This window comes from Patescibacteria group bacterium (assembly GCA_030583705.1).
Classification (GTDB): Bacteria; Patescibacteriota; Patescibacteriia; order Patescibacteriales; family Patescibacteriaceae; genus Patescibacterium.
In genome coordinates this window covers 791973-812398 of sequence record CP129471.1, presented here as the reverse complement: position 1 = coordinate 812398, position 20426 = coordinate 791973, and the positions used below count along the sequence as shown (strand labels likewise).

At 37.1% G+C, this 20426-nt stretch carries 17 protein-coding genes, 2 tRNA genes and 1 pseudogene; 11 read left to right on the top strand and 9 right to left on the bottom strand.

Annotation, left to right across the window (positions count from 1 at the left end; genetic code table 11):
• The gene (locus tag QY321_03990) at positions 1 to 1197 is read left to right on the top strand and encodes a hypothetical protein (protein ID WKZ24746.1); all 1197 of its coding nucleotides are present in this window, start codon (positions 1 to 3) and stop codon (positions 1195 to 1197) included.
• A 99-nt stretch (positions 1198 to 1296) separates the two neighbouring features.
• On the opposite strand, the gene QY321_03985 is transcribed toward QY321_03990, so the two are convergent.
• The 3 genes from QY321_03985 to QY321_03975 form a co-directional block, all read right to left on the bottom strand.
• Positions 1297 to 1626, bottom strand: a complete 330-nt coding sequence (locus QY321_03985) for an HIT domain-containing protein (protein ID WKZ24745.1) — start codon at positions 1624 to 1626, stop codon at positions 1297 to 1299.
• Positions 1627 to 1629: 3 nt separating this feature from the next.
• Positions 1630 to 1703 (bottom strand) — tRNA-His (locus QY321_03980).
• Positions 1704 to 1736: 33 nt separating this feature from the next.
• Positions 1737 to 1808 (bottom strand) — tRNA-Arg (locus QY321_03975).
• A 125-nt stretch (positions 1809 to 1933) separates the two neighbouring features.
• Between QY321_03975 and QY321_03970 the strand changes: the two genes are divergently transcribed.
• A complete protein-coding gene (locus QY321_03970) occupies positions 1934 to 3022 on the top strand; it encodes an FISUMP domain-containing protein (protein ID WKZ24744.1) in 1089 nt (362 codons plus the stop codon).
• Positions 3023 to 3024: 2 nt separating this feature from the next.
• Here the strand turns inward: QY321_03970 and QY321_03965 are convergent, their stop codons facing one another.
• Positions 3025 to 3978 (bottom strand): tyrosine-type recombinase/integrase, encoded by a 954-nt coding sequence (locus QY321_03965; protein WKZ24743.1) that lies wholly within the window; start codon positions 3976 to 3978, stop codon positions 3025 to 3027.
• Positions 3979 to 4160: 182 nt separating this feature from the next.
• Between QY321_03965 and rpsO the strand changes: the two are divergent.
• From rpsO to QY321_03940, 5 genes and pseudogenes are all read left to right on the top strand, one after another.
• Positions 4161 to 4418: pseudogene (rpsO, locus tag QY321_03960) on the top strand (30S ribosomal protein S15).
• A gap of 149 nt (positions 4419 to 4567) precedes the next feature.
• Positions 4568 to 5068, top strand: coding sequence for an NYN domain-containing protein (locus QY321_03955; GenBank protein WKZ24742.1), 501 nt, complete (start codon positions 4568 to 4570; stop codon positions 5066 to 5068).
• 125 nt (positions 5069 to 5193) lie between these two features.
• Positions 5194 to 7422: a polyribonucleotide nucleotidyltransferase gene (locus QY321_03950; protein WKZ24741.1), complete on the top strand. Its 2229-nt coding sequence runs from the start codon at positions 5194 to 5196 to the stop codon at positions 7420 to 7422.
• 16 nt (positions 7423 to 7438) lie between these two features.
• Positions 7439 to 8500: an AI-2E family transporter gene (locus QY321_03945; GenBank protein ID WKZ24740.1), complete on the top strand. Its 1062-nt coding sequence runs from the start codon at positions 7439 to 7441 to the stop codon at positions 8498 to 8500.
• A 299-nt stretch (positions 8501 to 8799) separates the two neighbouring features.
• Positions 8800 to 9165: a hypothetical protein gene (locus tag QY321_03940; protein ID WKZ24739.1), complete on the top strand. Its 366-nt coding sequence runs from the start codon at positions 8800 to 8802 to the stop codon at positions 9163 to 9165.
• Between the two features lie 98 nt (positions 9166 to 9263).
• Here the strand turns inward: QY321_03940 and pth are convergent, their stop codons facing one another.
• The 5 genes from pth to QY321_03915 form a co-directional block, all read right to left on the bottom strand.
• Positions 9264 to 9812 (bottom strand): aminoacyl-tRNA hydrolase, encoded by a 549-nt coding sequence (pth, locus tag QY321_03935; GenBank protein ID WKZ24738.1) that lies wholly within the window; start codon positions 9810 to 9812, stop codon positions 9264 to 9266.
• Positions 9813 to 9827: 15 nt separating this feature from the next.
• Entirely contained in the window at positions 9828 to 10415 is a 588-nt protein-coding gene (locus QY321_03930; GenBank protein WKZ24737.1) for a hypothetical protein, read from the bottom strand.
• 165 nt (positions 10416 to 10580) lie between these two features.
• A complete protein-coding gene (locus QY321_03925) occupies positions 10581 to 11567 on the bottom strand; it encodes a hemolysin family protein (GenBank protein WKZ24736.1) in 987 nt (328 codons plus the stop codon).
• A gap of 80 nt (positions 11568 to 11647) precedes the next feature.
• Entirely contained in the window at positions 11648 to 13186 is a 1539-nt protein-coding gene (gene der, locus QY321_03920; protein WKZ24735.1) for a ribosome biogenesis GTPase Der, read from the bottom strand.
• Positions 13187 to 13235: 49 nt separating this feature from the next.
• Positions 13236 to 14720, bottom strand: a complete 1485-nt coding sequence (locus tag QY321_03915; GenBank protein ID WKZ24734.1) for an LCP family protein — start codon at positions 14718 to 14720, stop codon at positions 13236 to 13238.
• A 237-nt stretch (positions 14721 to 14957) separates the two neighbouring features.
• On the opposite strand from QY321_03915, the gene QY321_03910 reads away from it, so the two are divergent.
• From QY321_03910 to QY321_03895, 4 genes are all read left to right on the top strand, one after another.
• The gene (locus QY321_03910) at positions 14958 to 15608 is read left to right on the top strand and encodes an MBL fold metallo-hydrolase (protein ID WKZ24733.1); all 651 of its coding nucleotides are present in this window, start codon (positions 14958 to 14960) and stop codon (positions 15606 to 15608) included.
• A 7-nt stretch (positions 15609 to 15615) separates the two neighbouring features.
• Positions 15616 to 16443 (top strand): hypothetical protein, encoded by an 828-nt coding sequence (locus QY321_03905; protein ID WKZ24732.1) that lies wholly within the window; start codon positions 15616 to 15618, stop codon positions 16441 to 16443.
• Between the two features lie 43 nt (positions 16444 to 16486).
• Positions 16487 to 19033, top strand: a complete 2547-nt coding sequence (gene gyrA / locus QY321_03900; protein WKZ24731.1) for a DNA gyrase subunit A — start codon at positions 16487 to 16489, stop codon at positions 19031 to 19033.
• A 165-nt stretch (positions 19034 to 19198) separates the two neighbouring features.
• Positions 19199 to 20329: a hypothetical protein gene (locus tag QY321_03895; GenBank protein WKZ24730.1), complete on the top strand. Its 1131-nt coding sequence runs from the start codon at positions 19199 to 19201 to the stop codon at positions 20327 to 20329.
• Positions 20330 to 20426 lie beyond the last annotated feature (97 nt).

Here is a 20426-nt window from a genome sequence, read left to right as displayed (position 1 = left end):
ATGAAAACAGAAATTGCACTACGCTTAATTTCCTCGGGAAATCTTAAGAAAGTAGAAGTACAGAAATTAATGGAAGTACATACACATGCTGAAATTATAAAAGCGGCTTTTGAGACAGGATTGTTTACAAATGATGAAATTCGTACGATTGCCAATACATATAAAGATAATCATGTTTGGCTGGCAGCATATCATAATTTGAAAAACATGGACAAGGCATTGTGCCTTTCCCTACTTGAAGACGCAAGTAAAGACAGAGAGTATCCACTTTACAACATTATTGATGATTTCTTTCATTTCGAAGAAATGACGAGCACAGAAGCAATAGAAATCGCTATTTACCTTACGGGACTAGCTAAAAAGCCGGGTGGTATATGGCACCGTTTATTGGAGTCTCATGGATTTAGTAAGGCGGAATTACTTTTTCTTGGTCAGATAATCAATGATGATTCTCACCTCAACATAGTGTTGGAAAGACTTGTAGTGAAAGAGGTGAGCAAGAAAGAAATTCTGAGTTTAACCAAGAACAAATGGGTGGGTAAAAAAATGCTAATACCAGTCCTAAAGACTGGCATTTTAAAGAAGGATGAAATGCTAGTTCATTTGGAGAAATATATTAAGTTTGGGATAAATGAAGGTAGTTGTGTTTACTTCAAAGACCTAATTCATATATATAAGCTGGAAAAGAAGCTGGCATTGCGATTCGCGAGAAAAATAAATGATAAACGTGTCTGGAAAGATTTCCAAGAAAGTTTTAGCGGATATACAGAGCTTCTAACCGAAGCAGAGTTAATATATCTACTCAAGCATGGCGCTTGTGAGGCGAGGATATGGATCGCAAAAGAAATTCAGCCAGAAACCCTAAAGAAGATTGCTATGAAAGTCGACACCTATGCTCTTGGGGATATAATCATGTCGGGGAAGATTGATAAAGAGAGCGCTTTAAAAGCCGCTGAAAAAGTTGATTGGTATAGTTCGTGGATTGATTTAGTGAAGTCGGGACTTTTTTCCGATTATGAGATTCTCGATATTGTTACCAATAAAGTGCGTGGGAACACGTCTTATGTTTGGCGAGCGGTATGTGAAGTGATTGATTTAAGTATATTTTCATTTGATAAACTTATAGAGATTGGTGAGAAGGCTGGATCAGATTATACCTGGTCCATAATAATAAAGACGTTAGGAAAAAGAAAGTAATATTTAAAACACAACCGTCCCAATCTATTAAGGGACGGTTTTTTATTTTCCGGAAAAAAAATAACATTGAGAGGGAAATTGATTGTTGATGAGTTTATCTTATAATTTTTCTCCATCAATTAAATGAAAATGCAGGTGGGGTGTATCTTGAAATTTCCCGGCGTTAGTGCGTAATCTGATTCCTTGACTCTTATCTAATTTCCTAGAAATATCCCTAGCGACCCTTAATGGTTCATTTAATATACCAAGGTCTTCATCAGCTAAAGAAGGAAGGTCTATAATATGCTTTTTAGGAATAGTAACTATGTGAGTTTGATATGATGGATTTGTATGATTAAAAGCTAAAATATTATCAGATTCAAAAACTATATCAATAGCAGTTTTATCTAACAGTGCTTCTTCGCAATAAAAGTCGTATTTGTTAGACATAGATGGGGTGACTAGAGGGAATCGAACCCTCGCTAACGGGACCACAACCCGCTGTTCTACCATTAAACTATAGCCACCATGATCGGTTAACGGCTATGGCCGTTACCTTGTGTCCTCGGTAGGAATCGAACCTACATTAAGAGCTTAGAAGGCTCCCGTTCTATCCATTGAACTACGAGGACAGATTCTTTTTTTAAAAAGAATAACTGAACCAAAAATAACATACAATTATCTTGTTGTCAATTTTGGGTTGGCTTAAATTCCATATATATGTTATAGTTTAATTATAAATTTATCTTAAATCAATATGAAAAATAAAAGATATCTATTTGGCAAATCAGCAAAAGGCTTTACTCTAGTTGAGCTATTAGTGGTTATGTCAATTATTGGAGTTTTAGCTACCTTAGCTGTTACCTCTTTAGGTAGTGTCAGAATAAAGGCTAGGGATATTAAAAGGGTTTATGATCTTAGACAAATAGGCTTGGCTATGGATCTGTATTATTCAGATCATCGCATGTATCCTCAACAAGTTATTCCCGGACAACCTATTCAAGCAGATTTTCCCTCAGAAACCCTCTATATGAGTATGGTGCCTCATAACCCTTCTCCTCGTGCAGATAGCGGTTGTCCGGACAATGATTATATATATTATAAAGTTACAGCCACTAATACTTACGTTATAGCAGGTTGTTTGGGTAGCTCACAGGGTGAATTAACTGAGGGCCCGATCGGTTATCATACAGACAGGGGACTTATTTCTTGCGGTGGTTTTTTACCAGACAGAGAAGGTAATGTTTATCGGACGGTTCAGGTAGGTAATCAATGCTGGATGGCGGATAATCTTAAAAATTTAACTTATCCCAACGGTGCTTGTATTAACGGTGGTGAAGCTCCTTGTTTAGCTGAAGGACCAAACAGAATGTGCTATGGCAATAATCCTGCTAACTGCGAAACGCATGGAGCTTTATATACTTGGAGCGCGGCCATGAGCGGTTCTGATCTTCAAGGTGCAAGGGGTCTTTGTCCTATTGGCTGGAGAATACCCACCCATGATGATTTTACGGTTTTAGAAAGAGAGCTTTGTAATATTGAGGAGAACGGTAATTGCACAGTCTTTCCTTTTGACGACTCAACTACGGGCAAACTCGGAACCAATGAAGCTGAACTTTTAAAGGTGGGTGGAGGTTTTCCTTTTAATGCCTCTTTCACTGGTTTTTACAATAAATCATCCCTACAGTTTTTAGAACTTAATCAGTTAACTTCTTTTTGGTCTTCCACCTCATACGGTGCCTCAATGGCTTGGACCAGACAAATTGATCTTGCCACTGAAGGAATTGCCAGATTTCCTGAACAAAAAGAAAACAGAGCTTATTCGGTTAGGTGTGTGAAGTTGTAAGATCAGTCATTCCTCTTTTTATCATGGAAGCTTTTGTAAATTTCTCTTAGTTGTTTATCAGTAATATGAGTGTAGACCTGGGTGGTGGTAATTGAAGAATGACCCAACATCGCCTGTACGCTCCTTATATCCGCTCCGTTAATTAAAAGATCAGTGGCGTAGCTGTGTCTTAAGGTATGAGGAGTAACCTTTTTCATTATTCCGGCTAACCTGGCATAATGACTAACAATTCTTTCTACCGAACGGGGAGTGATCGGTTTATCTTCGCTTTGTCCCGCTCTTCCGAGACCGATAAAAATATAAGGGTTGGTGTCTTGTCTTTGGTTTAAATAAATTTTTAAATAATCTCTGGCTCTCTCGGATAAAAAGACCAGCCTTACCTTGCCACCCTTACCTCTAACTGTAAATTCCGCCTTACTGAGGTTTATATTTTCAATTTTTAGTTTTGTTAACTCAGAAACACGTAAACCAGTAGAGAATAATGTTTCCAAAAGAGCTTTGTCTCTTAAAGCAGGTAAAGCTTTTTGGTCTCCATGTTGCATGGGCACTTCTAAAAGACGTTCAAGATCAGCTCCCTCTAAAAAATCCACTTGTCTGGGACTTTGTTTAGCTAGCTCTATTTTTTCCGGCTCCAAAGAAGGTATATCAAATTTCACCAGATATTTTAAAAAACCTCTTAGGCTTATTAGGTGATAGTTTTGAGTATTCTTTTTTATGGTCTCTTCGCTTTTGCCAGTTAAGCGGTTAAGATAAAGACGAAAACGATGAACAAGTTGTCTACTTATCTTTGATGGTTGATTAACCCCTTGTTGGATGGCAAAATCGGCAAAACGATTAAGAAAAAATCCGTAGTTTTTAACCGTTGAGTCAGATAGCCCCCTATCCACCTCCAAATATTCCAAAAAACGGTTAATATGGCGTTTAAGGTCATTAAGTTGGTCATTTTTTTTCTTCATATGTTTCAATTATACGACGTATTGATTTTTTTTTCAATGTGTGGTAAAATGGAAAGAGGATTAGCCTTTTAAGGCCTTAATCCTTAAATATTATTTATTTATTTTATTATATTAATTTAGCACCGTTTCTTGGAAAAGCCCTTAGTTAAGACTTTTCTCGGAAGCAGGTGAGGAAACATATGTTGGATAAAAAAACCAAACAGCGGTTAATTAACCGTTTTAAGACCCATGAAACCGATACCGGTTCTCCTCAGGTACAAATCGCCATTTTGTCCGAGGAGATTACTCAGCTGACCGAGCATTTAAAAATGCACAAGCATGATTATTCTTCTCGACGTGGTCTTTTACGTAAAGTCGGAGAAAGAAGGCGTTTACTTAAATATTTACAAAGAGAGAATGCTGAAGCTTTCATGGATTTGGCTAAGAAACTTAAATTGCGTATTGCCAAAAAAATGATTGCTGATGAAGAAGAAAGAAGGAGAATTGAAGAAGAGATAATGGGTGAAAATCCTGAAGAAGTTATTGAAGAGGAAAATAATAAAGAAGCTTAACCTGAGAACGGGCCTTGGCCCGTTCTTATGATAACAATATGATAAAACACAAAGATCAGAGAGTGGGAGTTTTAGTGGATGTTTCCAATATGTACCACTCAGCTAAGAATTTATATAAGCGTAGAGTTAATTTTAAAGAAATACTCAAAGAGGTAGTAGCTGGTCGTAAACTTATTAGGGCTACGGCTTATGTGATTAGGGCGGAAAATGAAGAAGAGAATAATTTTTTTGAAGCTTTAAGCCAACTCGGTTTTGAGGTGGTAATTAAAGATTTACAGGTTTTTCACGGTGGTGCTAAAAAAGGCGATTGGGATGTCGGTATTACAGTGGACGCCGTTAAGCTCGGACAAAAACTTGATGTGATTGTTTTGGTAACCGGCGATGGAGATTATTTACCTTTGGTTTCTTATCTCCAAAACACCACTGGTTGTTTAGTGGAAGTAGCTGCCTTTAGACAAACCACCTCCAGCCGATTAATTGAAGAAGCGGATGATTTTATTAATCTCAGTGATAGTAGAAAGTTTCTGATCGGCAGATAAGGCTTTGTTTAAAAAATAAATTTTAATAAATTTAAATTTAATTATTAATTAAGATCTGTTCGTCAAACATATAGCACTGTGGTTTTGCCATAGTTCTGCAGTTTGTCGGACAGATAAAAAAATATATGTCCAAAGAAAAAGTTTTTAGCGGCGAATGGCTAGGCCGGACGCTGACTTTTAAGACCGGGCGCTTAGCCCAACAGGCTGACGCGGCTGTTACCGTCCAATACGGGGACACCGTAATTTTAGCTACCGTAGTTAAGGGTAAGGAAGTTAGGGATGGTATTGATTACTTTCCTTTAATGGTGGATCTTGAAGAAAGATTTTACGCCGCCGGCTTTATTAAGGGTTCTCGTTGGATTAAACGAGAAGGTCGCCCGACTGATGAAGCGGTTTTAAGCGGACGCATGATAGACCGTTCGGTTCGTCCTTTATTTAACCAAAATTCCAGAAGAGACGTTCAGTTGGTAATTACGGTTTTATCTGTTGACCAGGAAAATGATTATGATGTTATTTCTCTAGTGGGTGCTTCGGCTGCCTTGGCTTTATCTGGTGTAGATTGGCAGGGACCAATTGGCGGAGTTAGGGTTGGTAGAGTTAACCAAGAATTTGTCTTTAACCCAACTTATAAGGAAAGACTGGAAAGCGATTTTGATTTAATAGTTTCCGGTACGACGGATAGAGTTTTAATGATTGAAGCCGAAGGCCAAGAGATTTCCGAAGATGATATGTTTGAGGCTATTGCTGCCGGACAAAAAGAAATGTCGCCGGTAATTGATTTGATTAATAAAATGTGCAGTGAACTTGGTATTAAAAAAGATGAGAAGGAGGAAAAAGCTAAATTAGATGAAGCTAAAGAAACAGTTTTTGCTGAAGCCCAAAATTGGTTAAAGGATAATGTAGATCGTCTTTTGTTTGATAAAATCTATTACACTAAGGGCGAAAGAAAAGCTGCTGTTTTTGCCATTAAAGAAGGGTTATCTGAATATCTTTTAGGTAAAGGTTTTGAAACTCTTTTAATTAGCGCGGCAGTTAAGAGTTTGGTTGAGCCTTCGGTTGAAGAAGCAGTAACTAGAGGTATTTTAGATCGTCAACAACGAGTGGATGGTCGTTCACTTAATGAAATAAGAGCGCTGGAAGCTGATGTAGACATGTTACCACGTAATCATGGAGCAGCCCTTTTTTCTCGCGGAGAAACCCAGGTTATGTCAATTGTTACTTTGGGTGCACCCGGTGATGAGCAGTCTTTGGAGGGCCTTGAGGGGCAAAGTAAAAAAAGATATATTCATCATTACAATTTTGCATCTTTCTCGGTTGGCGAAGCCAGACCCAATCGTGGTCCTGGTCGCCGAGAAGTTGGTCATGGCGCTTTAGCGGAAAAAGCCGTAGTGCCTTTGTTGCCCAGTAAAGAAGAATTTCCTTACACTATTCGTGTAGTAAGTGAAACTTTATCTTCTAACGGTTCTTCTTCTATGGCTTCGGCTTGTGCTTCCAGTTTAGCGCTTTTTGATGCCGGTGTGCCTCTTAAAAAGGCGGTAGCCGGTATTGCTATGGGCTTGGCTTCAGTACCAGACATGAGTCGTTGGGAAGTTTTAACTGACCTCCAAGATCTTGAGGATGGACAGGGAGGTATGGATTTTAAGATTACAGGTACTCAAGATGGTATAACCGCTATTCAGTTGGATACTAAGACGATTGGTTTGGATATGGAGATTGTTAAAAAAACTTTAATCCAAGGTCGTGAGGCCAGACTAAAGATTCTTGAAGTAATGAACGCGGCTATTGATAAACCTCGCGCGGAACTTTCTAAATACGCTCCGAGAATTGTTAGTATGCAAATTCATCCGGATAAGATCAGAGAGGTTATTGGTTCTGGTGGTAAGGTGATTAATGAAATTATTGATGTTTGCGGTGTTTCTATTGATATAGAAGATTCTGGTTTAGTGATGGTTTGTGGTACTGATTCAGAGGGAGTGAAAAAAGCTCTTGATTGGATCAATAATATTGTTCGCGATCTTAGCGTTGGAGAAGTCTTTACCGGTAAGGTAGTGAGAATGCTTGACTTTGGAGCTTTTGTAGAGGTTTTACCGGGTAGAGACGGCATGGTGCATGTTTCTGAAATGGCACCTTATAGAGTTTCAAGACCATCGGATTTTCTTGAACTCGGAGACGCTGTTACTGTTAAAATTAAAGAAATAGATGAACAAGGTAGGGTTAATTTAACCATGAAAGGACTTGAAGAAAATAATTCTCTTTGGACAGAAGAAAAGGGTAAACAAGAAGGTAATGAGTCTTTTGATAGAAACTCTTCTCGGCCATCGCACCGTAATGGACCGCGCCGACCGAGATTCTAATTGTTAAAAAACTTTTATGAAAAACGAACAAAGACCGGCAGCTACTCGTATTACCATTACTACCGGTAGTCTTTTGCGGATTATCGGGGTTGTAGCTTTAGCTTATATTGTCTTTCTAATTAAGGATATTTTAGCTCTCTTGTTTGTTTCAATTATTTTAGCCAGTGCCATGAATCCTTGGGTGGATTGGATTACGGATAAGGGTATTCCTAGAGTTTTATCGGTTGTAATAATTTATATTGTTGGTTTAAGTTTGGTTTCAGGTTTTCTTTGGCTCTCTATTCCGCCAGTTATTGAACAGTCTACTCAATTGGCTACTGACTTTCCTGTTTATTTGGAGACAATAAGTGGTTATGCGGAAAGCTTAAAAGAATTTTCGGATAGCCATATTTGGTTTAATAATGTGGCTGAAGGTATTAGCTCTATTTTTACTAACCTACCGGCTGGAGAAAATATTTTGTCTTCAATCTTTGGTTTTTTCGGAGGAGTACTTTCTTTCTTTATTATAATAGTGATCACTTTTTATATGATGGTGGAACAAAACTCCATTAAGAAATTAATTTGGTCACTAACACCAGCTAAGCACCAAACCTATGCCATGGATGTTCTAAGAAGAATGCAACATAAAATGGGACTTTGGTTTAGAGGACAATTAGTCTTATGTTTTGCTATTTTTCTTTTAACTTATATAAGCTTATCTATTTTAGGGGTTAAATATGCTTTCATTTTAGCTTTGATCGCTGGACTAACCGAACTTATCCCTTATCTTGGACCAGTGATCGGGGCAGTACCAGCGGTTTTAATCGCCCTTACTCAATCTCCTGCTTTGGCTTTGGGGGTAATAATTGTTTACCTTATTATTCAACAGGTAGAAAACGCGTTTTTGGTGCCTAAAATTATGCAAAAAGCGGTTGGTCTTAACCCAATAGCCAGTATAGTGGTAATTATGATAGGTTTCTCCATTGGGGGAATCTTAGGGGCTCTTTTAGCCATTCCGGCCGCTACTGCCGGTACGGTTATTTTAGAAGACATATTTAATAAAAAACACGCTTTAAGCATGTCCGCCATGGAGGACTAAGAGTAGGTTGTTTGTATAAGTTCTAAAAAGGTTAGGGCTAGATTATTTAGAAGAAGAGTGGGATTATATAATATATTATAAAACATAAAGACATCCGCTTATTAGCGGATGTCTTTATGTTTTTAGGAATTTTAAAATAAAACCCCCACTGTGCCCGAAGGCAGGGTGGGGGGGTTAGCAAAAAGAATATAATAGACAACCGATATTTTAATTATAGGTGATTTAAAAGTTGCGTCAAGAGCTAACTTGACAAAATATTTGTTTTGTGATAGTTTAAAATCAAACAAAAAGGAGAAAAAATGCTTAAAAGATTTAAAGATTTTTTTGATTGTTTAGCTACAAAAGAAGAAAAAATTGGAGAAGTTATTGAGTTTAAACGTGAAGATATTTTTTTTGTCTTCAATGAACTCCCAAATGATTTTCAAAACCAATACGTCTTAGCTTCTCCGGGATTTATTCTTGTAAGATATTTTTCTCTGACCATTAAGGTCGGTGATGAAATATTTCATAAAAGAATAGATCTTGATCATATCAAGTCAATAAAGATTTTTTATCCATGCATTAACTTGAATAATCATGTTCATAATATTTTAAATGCAAGGAAGAAGCTTTGTAAGGTTCGTATCAGGAGATTTTTCTTCTTGAAATTTGTTTCACTTTTGTAATTTTAGTAAAAATTTTAAACGCAGCCTAGGTTGCGTTTTTTTATTTTAATTCTAAATAAAGAGATGTTATGTTTTGAGTTAGTAGTAATCTTTAATAACTAAGACTTTATTGTATCAATTAGGGGATCAAGTAGGGTCTTTATGGCTTGTTCTTCTTCTGGGGTAAATCTTTGTAAGACGAATTTATCGGTTGGCACAAGTGCTCTTTGCTCTGAGGATATACCTATTCTTATTCTTTTAAATTTTTTGGTTTTAAGATGATCAATGATTGATTGTACCCCGCGATGACCAGCACTGGAGCTGTTACTTGAGGTTTTTATTTTACCAAGAGGTAGATCCAACTCGTCATGAATAACAATTAGATTATCTTCTAGGTTAAAATCTTTTTTTAGTCCAAGCCAGTTACGGGGTATGAGGTTATACTTTTTTACTAAAGCCCTAGCTGTTTCTCCTGAATTATTCATAAAGGTTAGGGGTTTAACCAAAAGATAACCCTCTCCCATAGCGATTTGTGCTTTGAGCTTGTTATCTTTTTCCCATTCCAGACTATTTTCCAACGCTATTCTATCAAGCGCCATAAAGCCGATATTGTGCCTGGTTTTTTCATATTTTTGCCCGGGGTTGCCGAGGCCGATGATTAGGTTCATTATAATATTTATAATTTAATTTTCAATCTTTCTTAAAGTTACTCTGCCTATTTCTTTAAAAAGGATCTTTTCATAGGGCTTATTTTCTCCTTGTTCTGCTTCGGCTTGTTTAATTATCTTAGTTAAGATATGGGCGCACATTTTAGCCCTTAAAACGTTTTCCGGATTTTCTTCATAAGAATCTGCTTTAAAAAGATTATTGGGTCCAAAATTTTTTGAATCATCTTCTTGATTCAATGCTTCTTCATAGGCTTTCATTAGGTTAAGAATTTCTGCCGAGAGATTTAATTGAGCTTCTTCTTGATCTGGAAATTCCTTTAATTTTTGGCTGATCATTTTAAAATAGTCATGATAACGATTTTCATTGTTTTCGTTCTTTTTTTCCTTATTCTTTGGTTCATCCATAAAAAAAGGAGCTATTTGTTTTAATAGGATCTTTTCTTCAAGTCTGTGGTATTCAGTTGAATCTTGATCTGGTAGTTCAATAACTCGTAAAAGACGGGGTAACTCATGTTTAACCTCGGTTTTCTCGGTTAGACTAGCCAGAAATGATTTAGGCACTTCTTCTTCAAAGATTGTAGCAGGAGTTTCTCGTGAGTTCATATAGTTGTTTATATGGTTATTATACGGTTATTTTTTAAAAAAAGTAAAGTAAAAACAGTACTCATCTTCTTTGTGTATTTTTATGGATAATCTTTTTTTAGCTATTTATTTGTCTTATTTTAATTTTAAAAAGCTTTTTTATGTTATTAAATTGTGTTATTAGACCTACTCCTCAATAATTTTTTTAGCTACTTCTCTTAAGTCTGCATGCTCATCGCTTTCATCAAGTATCTCTGAACCAATTACTTCTTCTAGGATATCTTCCAGAGTTACTACGCCGGCAAAGCCTTTAAACTCATCCAAAACAATGGCCATGTGTTGCCTGGCTTTTATCATACGATTTTTCAGTTTATCTAATTTAGTCTTTTCATTGATCTTTAAATAGTCTAATTTGGTATATTTTTTTATTTTACCACTTCTTACTCCCAAAAGATCTTTAATATACAAAATGCCAATAATTTTATCTTGAGTTTCTTTAAAAATCGGAATACGGGAAAAGTTATGATCCTTAATTGTCTCAATAGTTGATTTATCAATCTTAGTACTTTCCTCAAGCATAAAAACCACAGTGCGAGGCGTCATAATATCGCCGGCTGTTTTATCTGAAAAAGATAGAGCTCCATGAACGATCTTCTCTTCATCTCTATCTATTGCTGAGGTACTTGAGTCTTCGTGCTCAGCTACTATTTTTAATAATTCTTCTTTGCTGTAAATGGTTTGTAGTTCTTCACCTAGAACTTTATCCAAGCTCCAGCCGATTGGTTTAGATATTGGTTTAAAGATTAATAAAAGAAACTTTACCAACGGTACGGTCTTAGCTCCAAAAGCCAGGGCGTATCTGGCGATAACAGCTTGGGGAATAATTTCCCCGAATAAAAAGATTAAGGCAGTGGCTGTAATGGTAGCTAAAAGTCCGGAAGTAAGGCTACCCAGAAAAATAGCCAGAAAGGAGTTAACTGCTACATTACCTAAAAGTAAAGCTGTTAAAAGTTCGTTGCCGTGTCGGCGAATAGCATAAACAGCTTTAGCTTCTTTGTCTCCCAGTTTCATCTTTCTTTTAAGCTCAAAGGTGTCTAGTTTCATTAATCCTAAAGTAAGTCCAGAAAAAAGACCAGAAAGAGCAAGAAGAATTATTATAAGCAGTATTTCCATATTAATTTTTATATCATTATAATATTATTTAGTTTTTTAAACACCTCAAGTAGTTGAGGTGTTTAGTAGATAAAGCTTTATTAACTATCATGTGCTCCATGCACATCTCTGCCTTTTTTAACCCAAATGGAAATCGGGGTGCCGGCAAAACCGAAATTGGCACGAAGTTGGTTTTCCAAAAAGCGCAGGTAGGTATCTGCCAAACTTTCTCTAGCTCCGATCCTTACCACAAAGGTGGGGGGATTAACACCGCTTTGGGAGAACTCATAAAGGCGGGGGTATTTGGTACCATGTCCTTTGGTAGGGCGATGTTTCTTAACAGCGGTCTTCATTAACCACTCCAGTTGAGAAGCGCTTAATTGGGTATGGCGAGCTTTATATACTTCGGTTATGAGGTCAAAAAGATGATCTATTTTAGATCTATTTTTGGCGGAAACAAATTGGATAGGTGCGTAAGTTGCAAAGGGTAGTTCTCGATGAATATGGGCAATATATTTTTTGGTCTCTCTTTCTTCAACAGTGTCCCATTTATTAGCAACAATAATTAAACCCTTTTGTTTACTGATTATTTCTTCAGTTAGTCTAGCATCTTGTTTGGTGATTGGTTCATTAATATCCAGTATTAAAAGAGCTAAATTGGCTTTTTTAAGAGAAGCCAAGCTTTTAGCCATACTGAACTTCTCTAGATTATTTTGTTTATGTCCGTGTCTACTAATACCGGCAGTGTCTACACATTCAATAATTTGCCCGTTATATTCAAAGATTGTTGATTGCGGTTCCCTGGTGGTATGAGGAATAGCGCTAACCAAAACTCTTTCGTATCCCACCATGGCGTTTAAAAGACTGGATTTCCCAACATTGGGCTTACCCAAAAGACAAATTCTAATAATCTCTTCTTCGTCTTTATCTTTTTTCTTTTTAGAGCTTCCTTTTTTGTTATCATTATCCTTCTTGTCTTTTTCATTTTCTTCACCCTCTTCCTTATTATCATAATTATCATCATCCTGTTCCTCCTCCTTCTCTTCTTCGTAATCTTCTTCCTCTTCTTCGTCATTTTCTTTTATTTCCTCCTTAAAGTGTTTTAAGATTTCATCTAACATATCTCCAGTACCTGCACCTGTGGCGGCTGAAACTGGGTAGACCTCTTTAAAGCCCAAAGAGAAGAAATCCCCAATCGCTAACCTTTGTTTTTGACTGTCCGCTTTGTTAGCTATTAACATAGTGACACTTTTTCTTTGTGAGGTTATCCTTTTAAGGATTTGTGCCATAATTTTGTCTTGCGGTAAAAGACCGTCTTTACTGTCTACTACAAACAAGATAACATCAGCGCGACGAATATAGTCTCCGGCTTGTTTTTGGACCATTTCATCAATAGTTTCTGCTTGAATCTTTTTTTTACTTAAGTAATCAAAGTTCATAAAACCACCGGTGTCCACCAGTTCAAATTTTCGTCCTCGCCATTCACCTATGGCTAGATTACTGTCTCTAGTGGTGCCTGGGATATCTGAAATAAGGGCCTGTTTTTTTTCTGCCAAAGTATTAAAAAGAGTAGACTTGCCAACATTAGTTCGTCCGAAGATAACAACCAGAGGCAGATCGCCTTCTTTGTATTTTTTCATATAATTTTTTCAAAATAAAGGAAAATAAAAATTAAAAGACTGTTTATTTTTAATTTCTATTGTCCGTTCCAGAACCGGTTTTATCTGCATCGGTACCTAGAATCAGGATAAAGTCCGGCTGGTTGGCCGGTGAGCCGGAATCGGCTAAATCGTTTTTAAGCCATTCTGGTAGAGTTGGTGCTATATTAGCACCGGTTTTTTCTTTAAGGTATTCAAGATGTTCTCTTTTAGCTCCATAGGTTAGATCATAAATAACAGAACGTTCAAAATTCTTACGACTAGAGTTACCAACCTCTACTACCGTGATTGGGCTGTTTTTTTGTTCAAGATCAAGAGCGGTCCGGCTACCCAAACCATTAACCCAAGTACCATTAAAGATAGTTAATTTTATCTTATCCTTAGGCATAGATATATTGGCCCCTATACTTGTTTCTCCAAAGATATTTTTAAAAAGATATTGTATTTCCGAATAGTCTCCGGAGCGGGGAGTGAGGATATAGGCACCATTAAGGCCTCTGGCGTCTTCCAATAATCCGGCTCGGCTGTTATCTAAAACTTTTTGGGTAATATTTTCTCTATCTATCTTTTTGCTAATATTCCAAAGCTTGGTCATTTCCCAAAGTTTAAGGTTAGTGGATAGATGATTTTCAACATGGCCAACCAAGGCGGTTATTTGTTTGGGATTTAAAAGAGTCTCAGCTGAAAAGATCTTTTCTTTAGCAGCTACCATGATATTTTGTTGTCTTCTGGCTCTGGCAAAATCCGAGCCTTCACCGCGCAGACCGTGTCTGGAACGGGCGTATTTAAGAGCTAGACTACCGTCCATTTCTTGCCAGCCTTGGGGTATATGCAAATGTTCAAAACGACTGTAATAATCCGGATTATCTTCGCGTCCTCTGATTGGGTAACTATAGTCATCTAGTGTATTTTCCACATAAACACTAACACCTCCAATTTGGTCTATAATTTTCTCAAAGCCATCGAAATCTATTCTAACATAGTAATCAATTGGTTCATCAAGTAGGCGGCTAACAGTTTGACTAACAGCTAAGCCTCCACTGCCCTTATCTCTTTGTTCAGCTAAAGAATGAACACTGTTTATCTTACGGTAATCGGAAGAACCTTCAACACGGACTACCAGATCTCTGGGGATAGAAAGCATGGAAACTTGGTTGGTGGATGGTTTTAAGCTGGCTACCATAATAGTATCCGTTAAAAGACCTCCGTCATGTTGGGCGCCGCCAATACCTAAAAGAAGAATATTGATTCTGTCTCTTTCTTCGCCTTTTAGGGGTCTGTCTGAGCTCTCTGCTAAATGTTTAACTTGCCCGATAAGGGGAATACGATCGATCCAAGAGGTACCACCTTCTTCATTACTACCAAAGAAGAGTTGTTTAAAGTAGAAAAAGGCATAAAGAACAACTAAAAGAATTAAAAAACTTACGAATATTTTTCTAATTCTTTTAAAAATAGACTTCTTACGACGTTGTTGGGGTTTTTCAATATTATTAAGCAAATTGTGGTTATGATCCATAGGGGTTTTTTATTCTTTAATATATTTAAGATACTTTTATACTTTATACTGTTTAAGCCTTTTTGGCAAATATCAAGGATAGGATAAAAATTGATTTTTTGTCAAATTAGTAAAAACCGAAAAGTTTTTTATTAAGTTGTTTTTTCTCTTGTTTTTTAGATTGACTCTTCTTCTTAAATGCAGTATATTTAAAGTATGCTGCGGCGCCATTTAAGGGCCGTTTTTAAACCTTATTTTATGCAAATTGTAAAAATCAATCACTCCTGTTTTAAACTCCAAGCTAAACATGAAAATGATATTGTAACGGTAGTTACCGATCCTTTTAAGCCTGAGAAGGTTGGTTTAAAGTTACCTAAGCTTGAAGCAGATATAGTTACTATTAGTCATGATCACGATGATCATAATAATGTGGCGGCTGTTATTGGTAATCCTTTTGTTATTAGTGGTCCGGGAGAGTATGAGGTTAAGGGTGTCTTTATTGAAGGAGTTAGCTCTTATCACGATTCTTCGGAAGGAGCGGAGCGTGGTAAAAATGTTATGTATAGAATAGAGCTTGAGGGAATTTCCATTACCCACCTGGGAGATTTGGGTTGTGAGTTAGATAATTCACAACTTGAAAAACTTGAAGGTACTGATATTTTAATTATTCCCGTAGGCGGAGTTTATACCATTAATGCCCAAACCGCCGTTAAGGTAATTAACCAAATTGAACCAAGATTAGTTATTCCCATGCATTATCATGTAAGCGGTTTAAAATTATCTAAAAATTTGGATCCCTTGGATAATTTCTTAAAAGCTATTGCTGTTAAACCTCGTTATGAAGAAAAATTAAAAATTGTTAGAAAAGATTTACCGCAAGATGGTATGGATTTAGTAGTACTTAATTAAAACTTTTATGGTAAAAAGTTCTGAAAACAAAAAAGAAGAAGTTAAGTCCAAGTCTAAAGCTAGGGCTGGGGTCAAAGCTAAAACAAAGAAGCCGGCTGTTAAAAAAACTGCTAAGCGAACTGGTAGGGTTGGGACTGCTAAAAAATCCAAAACAGTAATTTCCGGAAAAAACAACCATCTTGATTTTGTTGTACCGATAGAGGTTAAAGCTGCTACAACTACTGCGAGTGGACATCGTGATTTCGTTAAAAATTTCCCTGATCTTGTTTTGGAGGTTGAGCCTAAAAAAACAACCTCAAGTCATTCGGTTTTACATGGCTATGAAGCCCATCGTCCAGCTTCTGGCCCTCTTAGGCGTAAAAATGAGATAAAAAATAATAAAAATTTGATTATATGGATTGGTGTTAGTTCTTTAATGCTCTTGATCTTTTTTGCTTGGATTGTTAGTCTACGTTCTTTAATTAGTTCAGATATGAAGCTTTTATCCAATTCAGATAATGAAGCTTCATCGGACATTGGTAGTTTAAGAGAAGAGTTTAGCAAGGCAATGGGTGAAATAAAAATGGATATACAGGATTTTGGAGCTATGACGCAAAACCTTGATCAAGCGGTTGAACAAGAAACAGCCGCTGAGGCTGAAGCCAGGGCCTTGGAAAAATTAAAAGCCAACCTTGAAGAAAATCTTTCGGATGATAATAATGGTTTTAATACTGAAAATACTGAAAAAGCAGAAAATAAAGGTCAGAGTGAGGAACAGTTGAGTGAAGGGGAATTAAATGAACAACAGACAAATGAAGAGCCAAAGAATATACCGGGTACCTTGCCGAATAATTAATTAACAGGTATTCTATTCATTAGTAATTAAAATTAAACAGTTTATGCCTAAAGAAAAAAAATCATCCAAAATGGACGATAAAAAAACCTCTGCCGAACAAGGACTTGTGCCGCCGGATAATAATGATACGGTAGATTCAAACAATAATCGTGGACATATTGAACCCCAACCGATTGTGGAGGAAATGAAGCGTTCTTATTTGGACTATGCCATGAGTGTTATAGTTGCCCGCGCTTTACCTGATGTTAGAGATGGACTTAAACCGGTTCATCGTCGTATTTTATACGCCATGTGGCAGTTGGGTTTACGCTCCAGTGCTAAGTTTAGAAAATCCGCTGCAGTGGTCGGAGAAGTTTTGGCTAAGTATCATCCGCACGGCGATTCGGCGGTTTATGATGCTATGGTTCGTATGGCTCAGGATTTTTCCATGCGCTACCCTTTGGTTCGTGGACAAGGTAACTTTGGTTCAATGGACGGAGATAACGCGGCGGCCATGCGTTATACCGAAGCTAAATTGGCACGTATTTCTGAAGAACTTTTATCTGATATAGATAGAAAAACTGTGGACTTTGTGGCCAACTATGATGGCTCATATAGAGAACCCACTGTTTTGCCAGCCAGACTCCCCAACCTTCTTCTAAACGGTAGCATGGGTATTGCCGTCGGTATGGCAACTAATATTCCTCCTCATAATCTTAATGAATTGATTAATGCCATTGAACACTTAATTGAAAAACCCGAAGCTACTGTTGAAGATTTAATGGAGCATGTTAAGGGTCCGGATTTCCCGACCGGTGGTATTATTTATGATCGCGAAGCTATTATTAAAGCTTATACCACCGGTAAAGGCGGTATTGTTACACGTGGAGTAGCCGAGATTGTTGAAGCTAAACAGGATACTTATAATATAATAATCAGTGAGATTCCTTTTCAGGTTAACAAAGCTAACTTGGTAGAAAAAATCGCCGATTTGGTACGAGAGAAAAAACTTGAAGGTATTAGAGATTTGCGCGATGAATCAGATAAAGCCGGTGTTCGGGTGGTAATTGAACTTAAAAAAGATGCTTTTCCAAAAAAGATTTTAAATAGTCTTTATAAGATGACGCAGCTACAAGAAACTTTTCACCTTAACTTATTAGCTCTAATTAATGGTATCCAACCTCGTGTTTTAAATCTTAAATCTGTTTTAGAAGAATATATTAAGCATCGCGAGGTCGTTATTAGAAGAAGAACGGAATTTGATTTGGAAAAAGCCAAAGACAGAGCTCATATTTTGGATGGTTTAATGATAGCTCTTTTGCATATTGATCAAGTAATTAAGTTAATTAAAGCTTCCCGTAATCGAGATGAAGCTAAAATTAATTTGGTTAAGAAATTTAAATTATCGGATAAGCAAGCTTTGGCTATTGTGGAAATGAAACTTGGATCTTTAGCTAACCTTGAACGCTTGCTAATTGAAAACGAACTTAAAGACAAAAAAGCTTTAATTAAAGAGTTGGAAGGTATTTTGGGTTCTCGCAAAAAGATTTTACAAATTATTAGGGAAGATATGAATTTATTGCGAGAAGAATACGGTGATGAAAGAAGAACAAGGTTGGTTGATCATCCGGTTGGAGAGTTTAATGTGGAAGATTTTGTACCCAACGAAGAGGTGGTAGTGGTTATGACCAGAGATGGCTATATTAAACGTCTAGCTCCTTCCATGTTTAAAACTCAGGCCAGGGGCGGGAAGGGAGTTATAGGCTTAACTACTAAAGAAGAAGACATGGTGGAATTTATGCTTACCACCCTAACTCATGATGATTTACTTTTCTTTACCACTCGCGGACGAGTTTTCCAACTTAAAGCTTATGAAATCCCTTCGGCCCAAAGAACAGCTAAAGGACAAGCAATTGTTAACTTCCTGCAGCTTTCACCCGGTGAAAAAGTAACTTCGGTTTTGCCTTTGGATAAAATGAATAAAAGCAAATTCTTATTCTTTGCCACTAAAAAGGGCGTGGTTAAGAAAGTAGAATTAAGCGAATTTGGTAAAGTTCGTCGTTCTGGCTTAATTGCTTTAACTATTAGAGATGATGATGAGTTAATCTGGGCTAAACCAACTTCCGGTAAAGATGAAATACAGTTAATCACTTCCGCCGGACAAGCTATTCGCTTTAAAGAAAGCGATGTTAGACCAATGGGTCGCAGTGCGGCCGGAGTTATCGGGCTTCGCCTTAAAAAAGACGACAGTGTTATTGGTATGGGTATTATTGCCGAGGAGCAGAAAAAATCCAAAGATATGCAAATCCTCTCCGTTATGGCTGGTGGCTATGGTAAACGTACGCCTTTAGCTCTTTATAAGGTTCAATCTAGAGGCGGCAGTGGTATTAAGACCGCTAAAGTAACCACGAAAACTGGTACTTTAACTAACGCTTATGTTGTTAATATTGAGGCTATGAGCAATAAGGATCTGATCATTATCTCTACTAAAGGACAGGTTATTCGTTTGCCATTTAAGACGGTTAGCGAATCTGGTCGGGATACCCAAGGGGTACGCTTAATGCGCTTTAAGGAAGAAGGAGACTCGGTAGCCTGTGTTACCTGGGTTTAATTAATTAGGTTAATCTCAGATTAAGCTTTTTATTTGACCCCTTGGCTTACTTAAGGTATACTGTAATAACTATAATAACCATTGGTTATTTAACCAATAATTTTATAATTTTATTAATTATTTTTAAATAAGCTTTTAGGGCTTTTTAATAACATACATAAATATATGGAAAATAATCACCAACACCATGGTGAACATAAGCCTTCTCATGAGGGACATGCCCATCATGAACATAAGCCTTCTCATGAGGGACATGCCCATCAAGGCAGCCATGGTAGCCCAGCGACCAAGTCGCAAAATTCTAACACTTTAATAGCCGTTATCGCCATTGCGGTGGTTTTGGTTATTGTGGCGGTAGCTAACTTTGGCGATGGAAATTTTAGCAGTGCTAAAAAGCTTTCACCTGAAGAAGCTAAGACCTTAGCTGAAAAATATATTAATTCAGAGCTTGTTTCTGGCTCTACCGCTACTGTTTCTGAGGTAACGGATTATAATAAGACTCTTTATAAGTTAACCGTTATGTTGGAGGGAGATTCCATTGAATCTTTTATGTCAAAGGATGGTAAGATGTTCTTCCCTCAAGGTATGGATACTTCGGTTTCCTTGGCTTCTCAAGGAGTGGACGGCGCCCCCTCAACTGCTTCAGCTCCAGTTATTCCTGCCGATTTGCCTAAATCAGAGAAACCAGTAGTTGAGTTGTTTGTTATGAGTCATTGTCCATTTGGTCTACAAATGCAAAAAGGTATTTTACCAGTAGTCGCCGCTTTGGGTGATAAGATGGACTTCCAACCTAAATTTGTTAACTATGCCATGCATGACAAGATTGAAATCGATGAACAAGCTCGCCAATACTGTATTGATAAAGAACAACCAGAAAAGTTAGTTGGCTATCTTAATTGTTTTGTTAAAGCTGGTGATTCAGCTGCTTGTGGTACACAAGCTGGTTTAGATGAAGGCAAAATTTCTTCTTGTGTTTCTAAAGCTGATTCAGACTACAAGTTAACTGCTAATTATAATGACCGCACTACCTATAACGGACAGTTCCCTCCTTTTTCTATTCATGATGCGGATAATAAAAAATACGGAGTCCAGGGTTCACCAACTTTGGTTATTAATGGTAAAGAAGTTAACACTGGTAGAGACAGCCAAAGCTTAATGGCTACCATTTGTGCCGCTTTTAATAATCAACCTTCAGAGTGTTCCGAAGCTATGCCTGCTGGTACACCTTCTCCTGGTTTTGGTGAAGGTACAGCCGCCAGTAACGCTAACTCAGCTGCTTGTGGAGTACCTATGTAAGATTAAAAGTAAGGATGAAAAGTTAAGCAAAAAGATTAAATCTTTGAACAAAATATCAATAAAACCTCCCTATTAAGGGAGGTTTTATTGAAAAAGA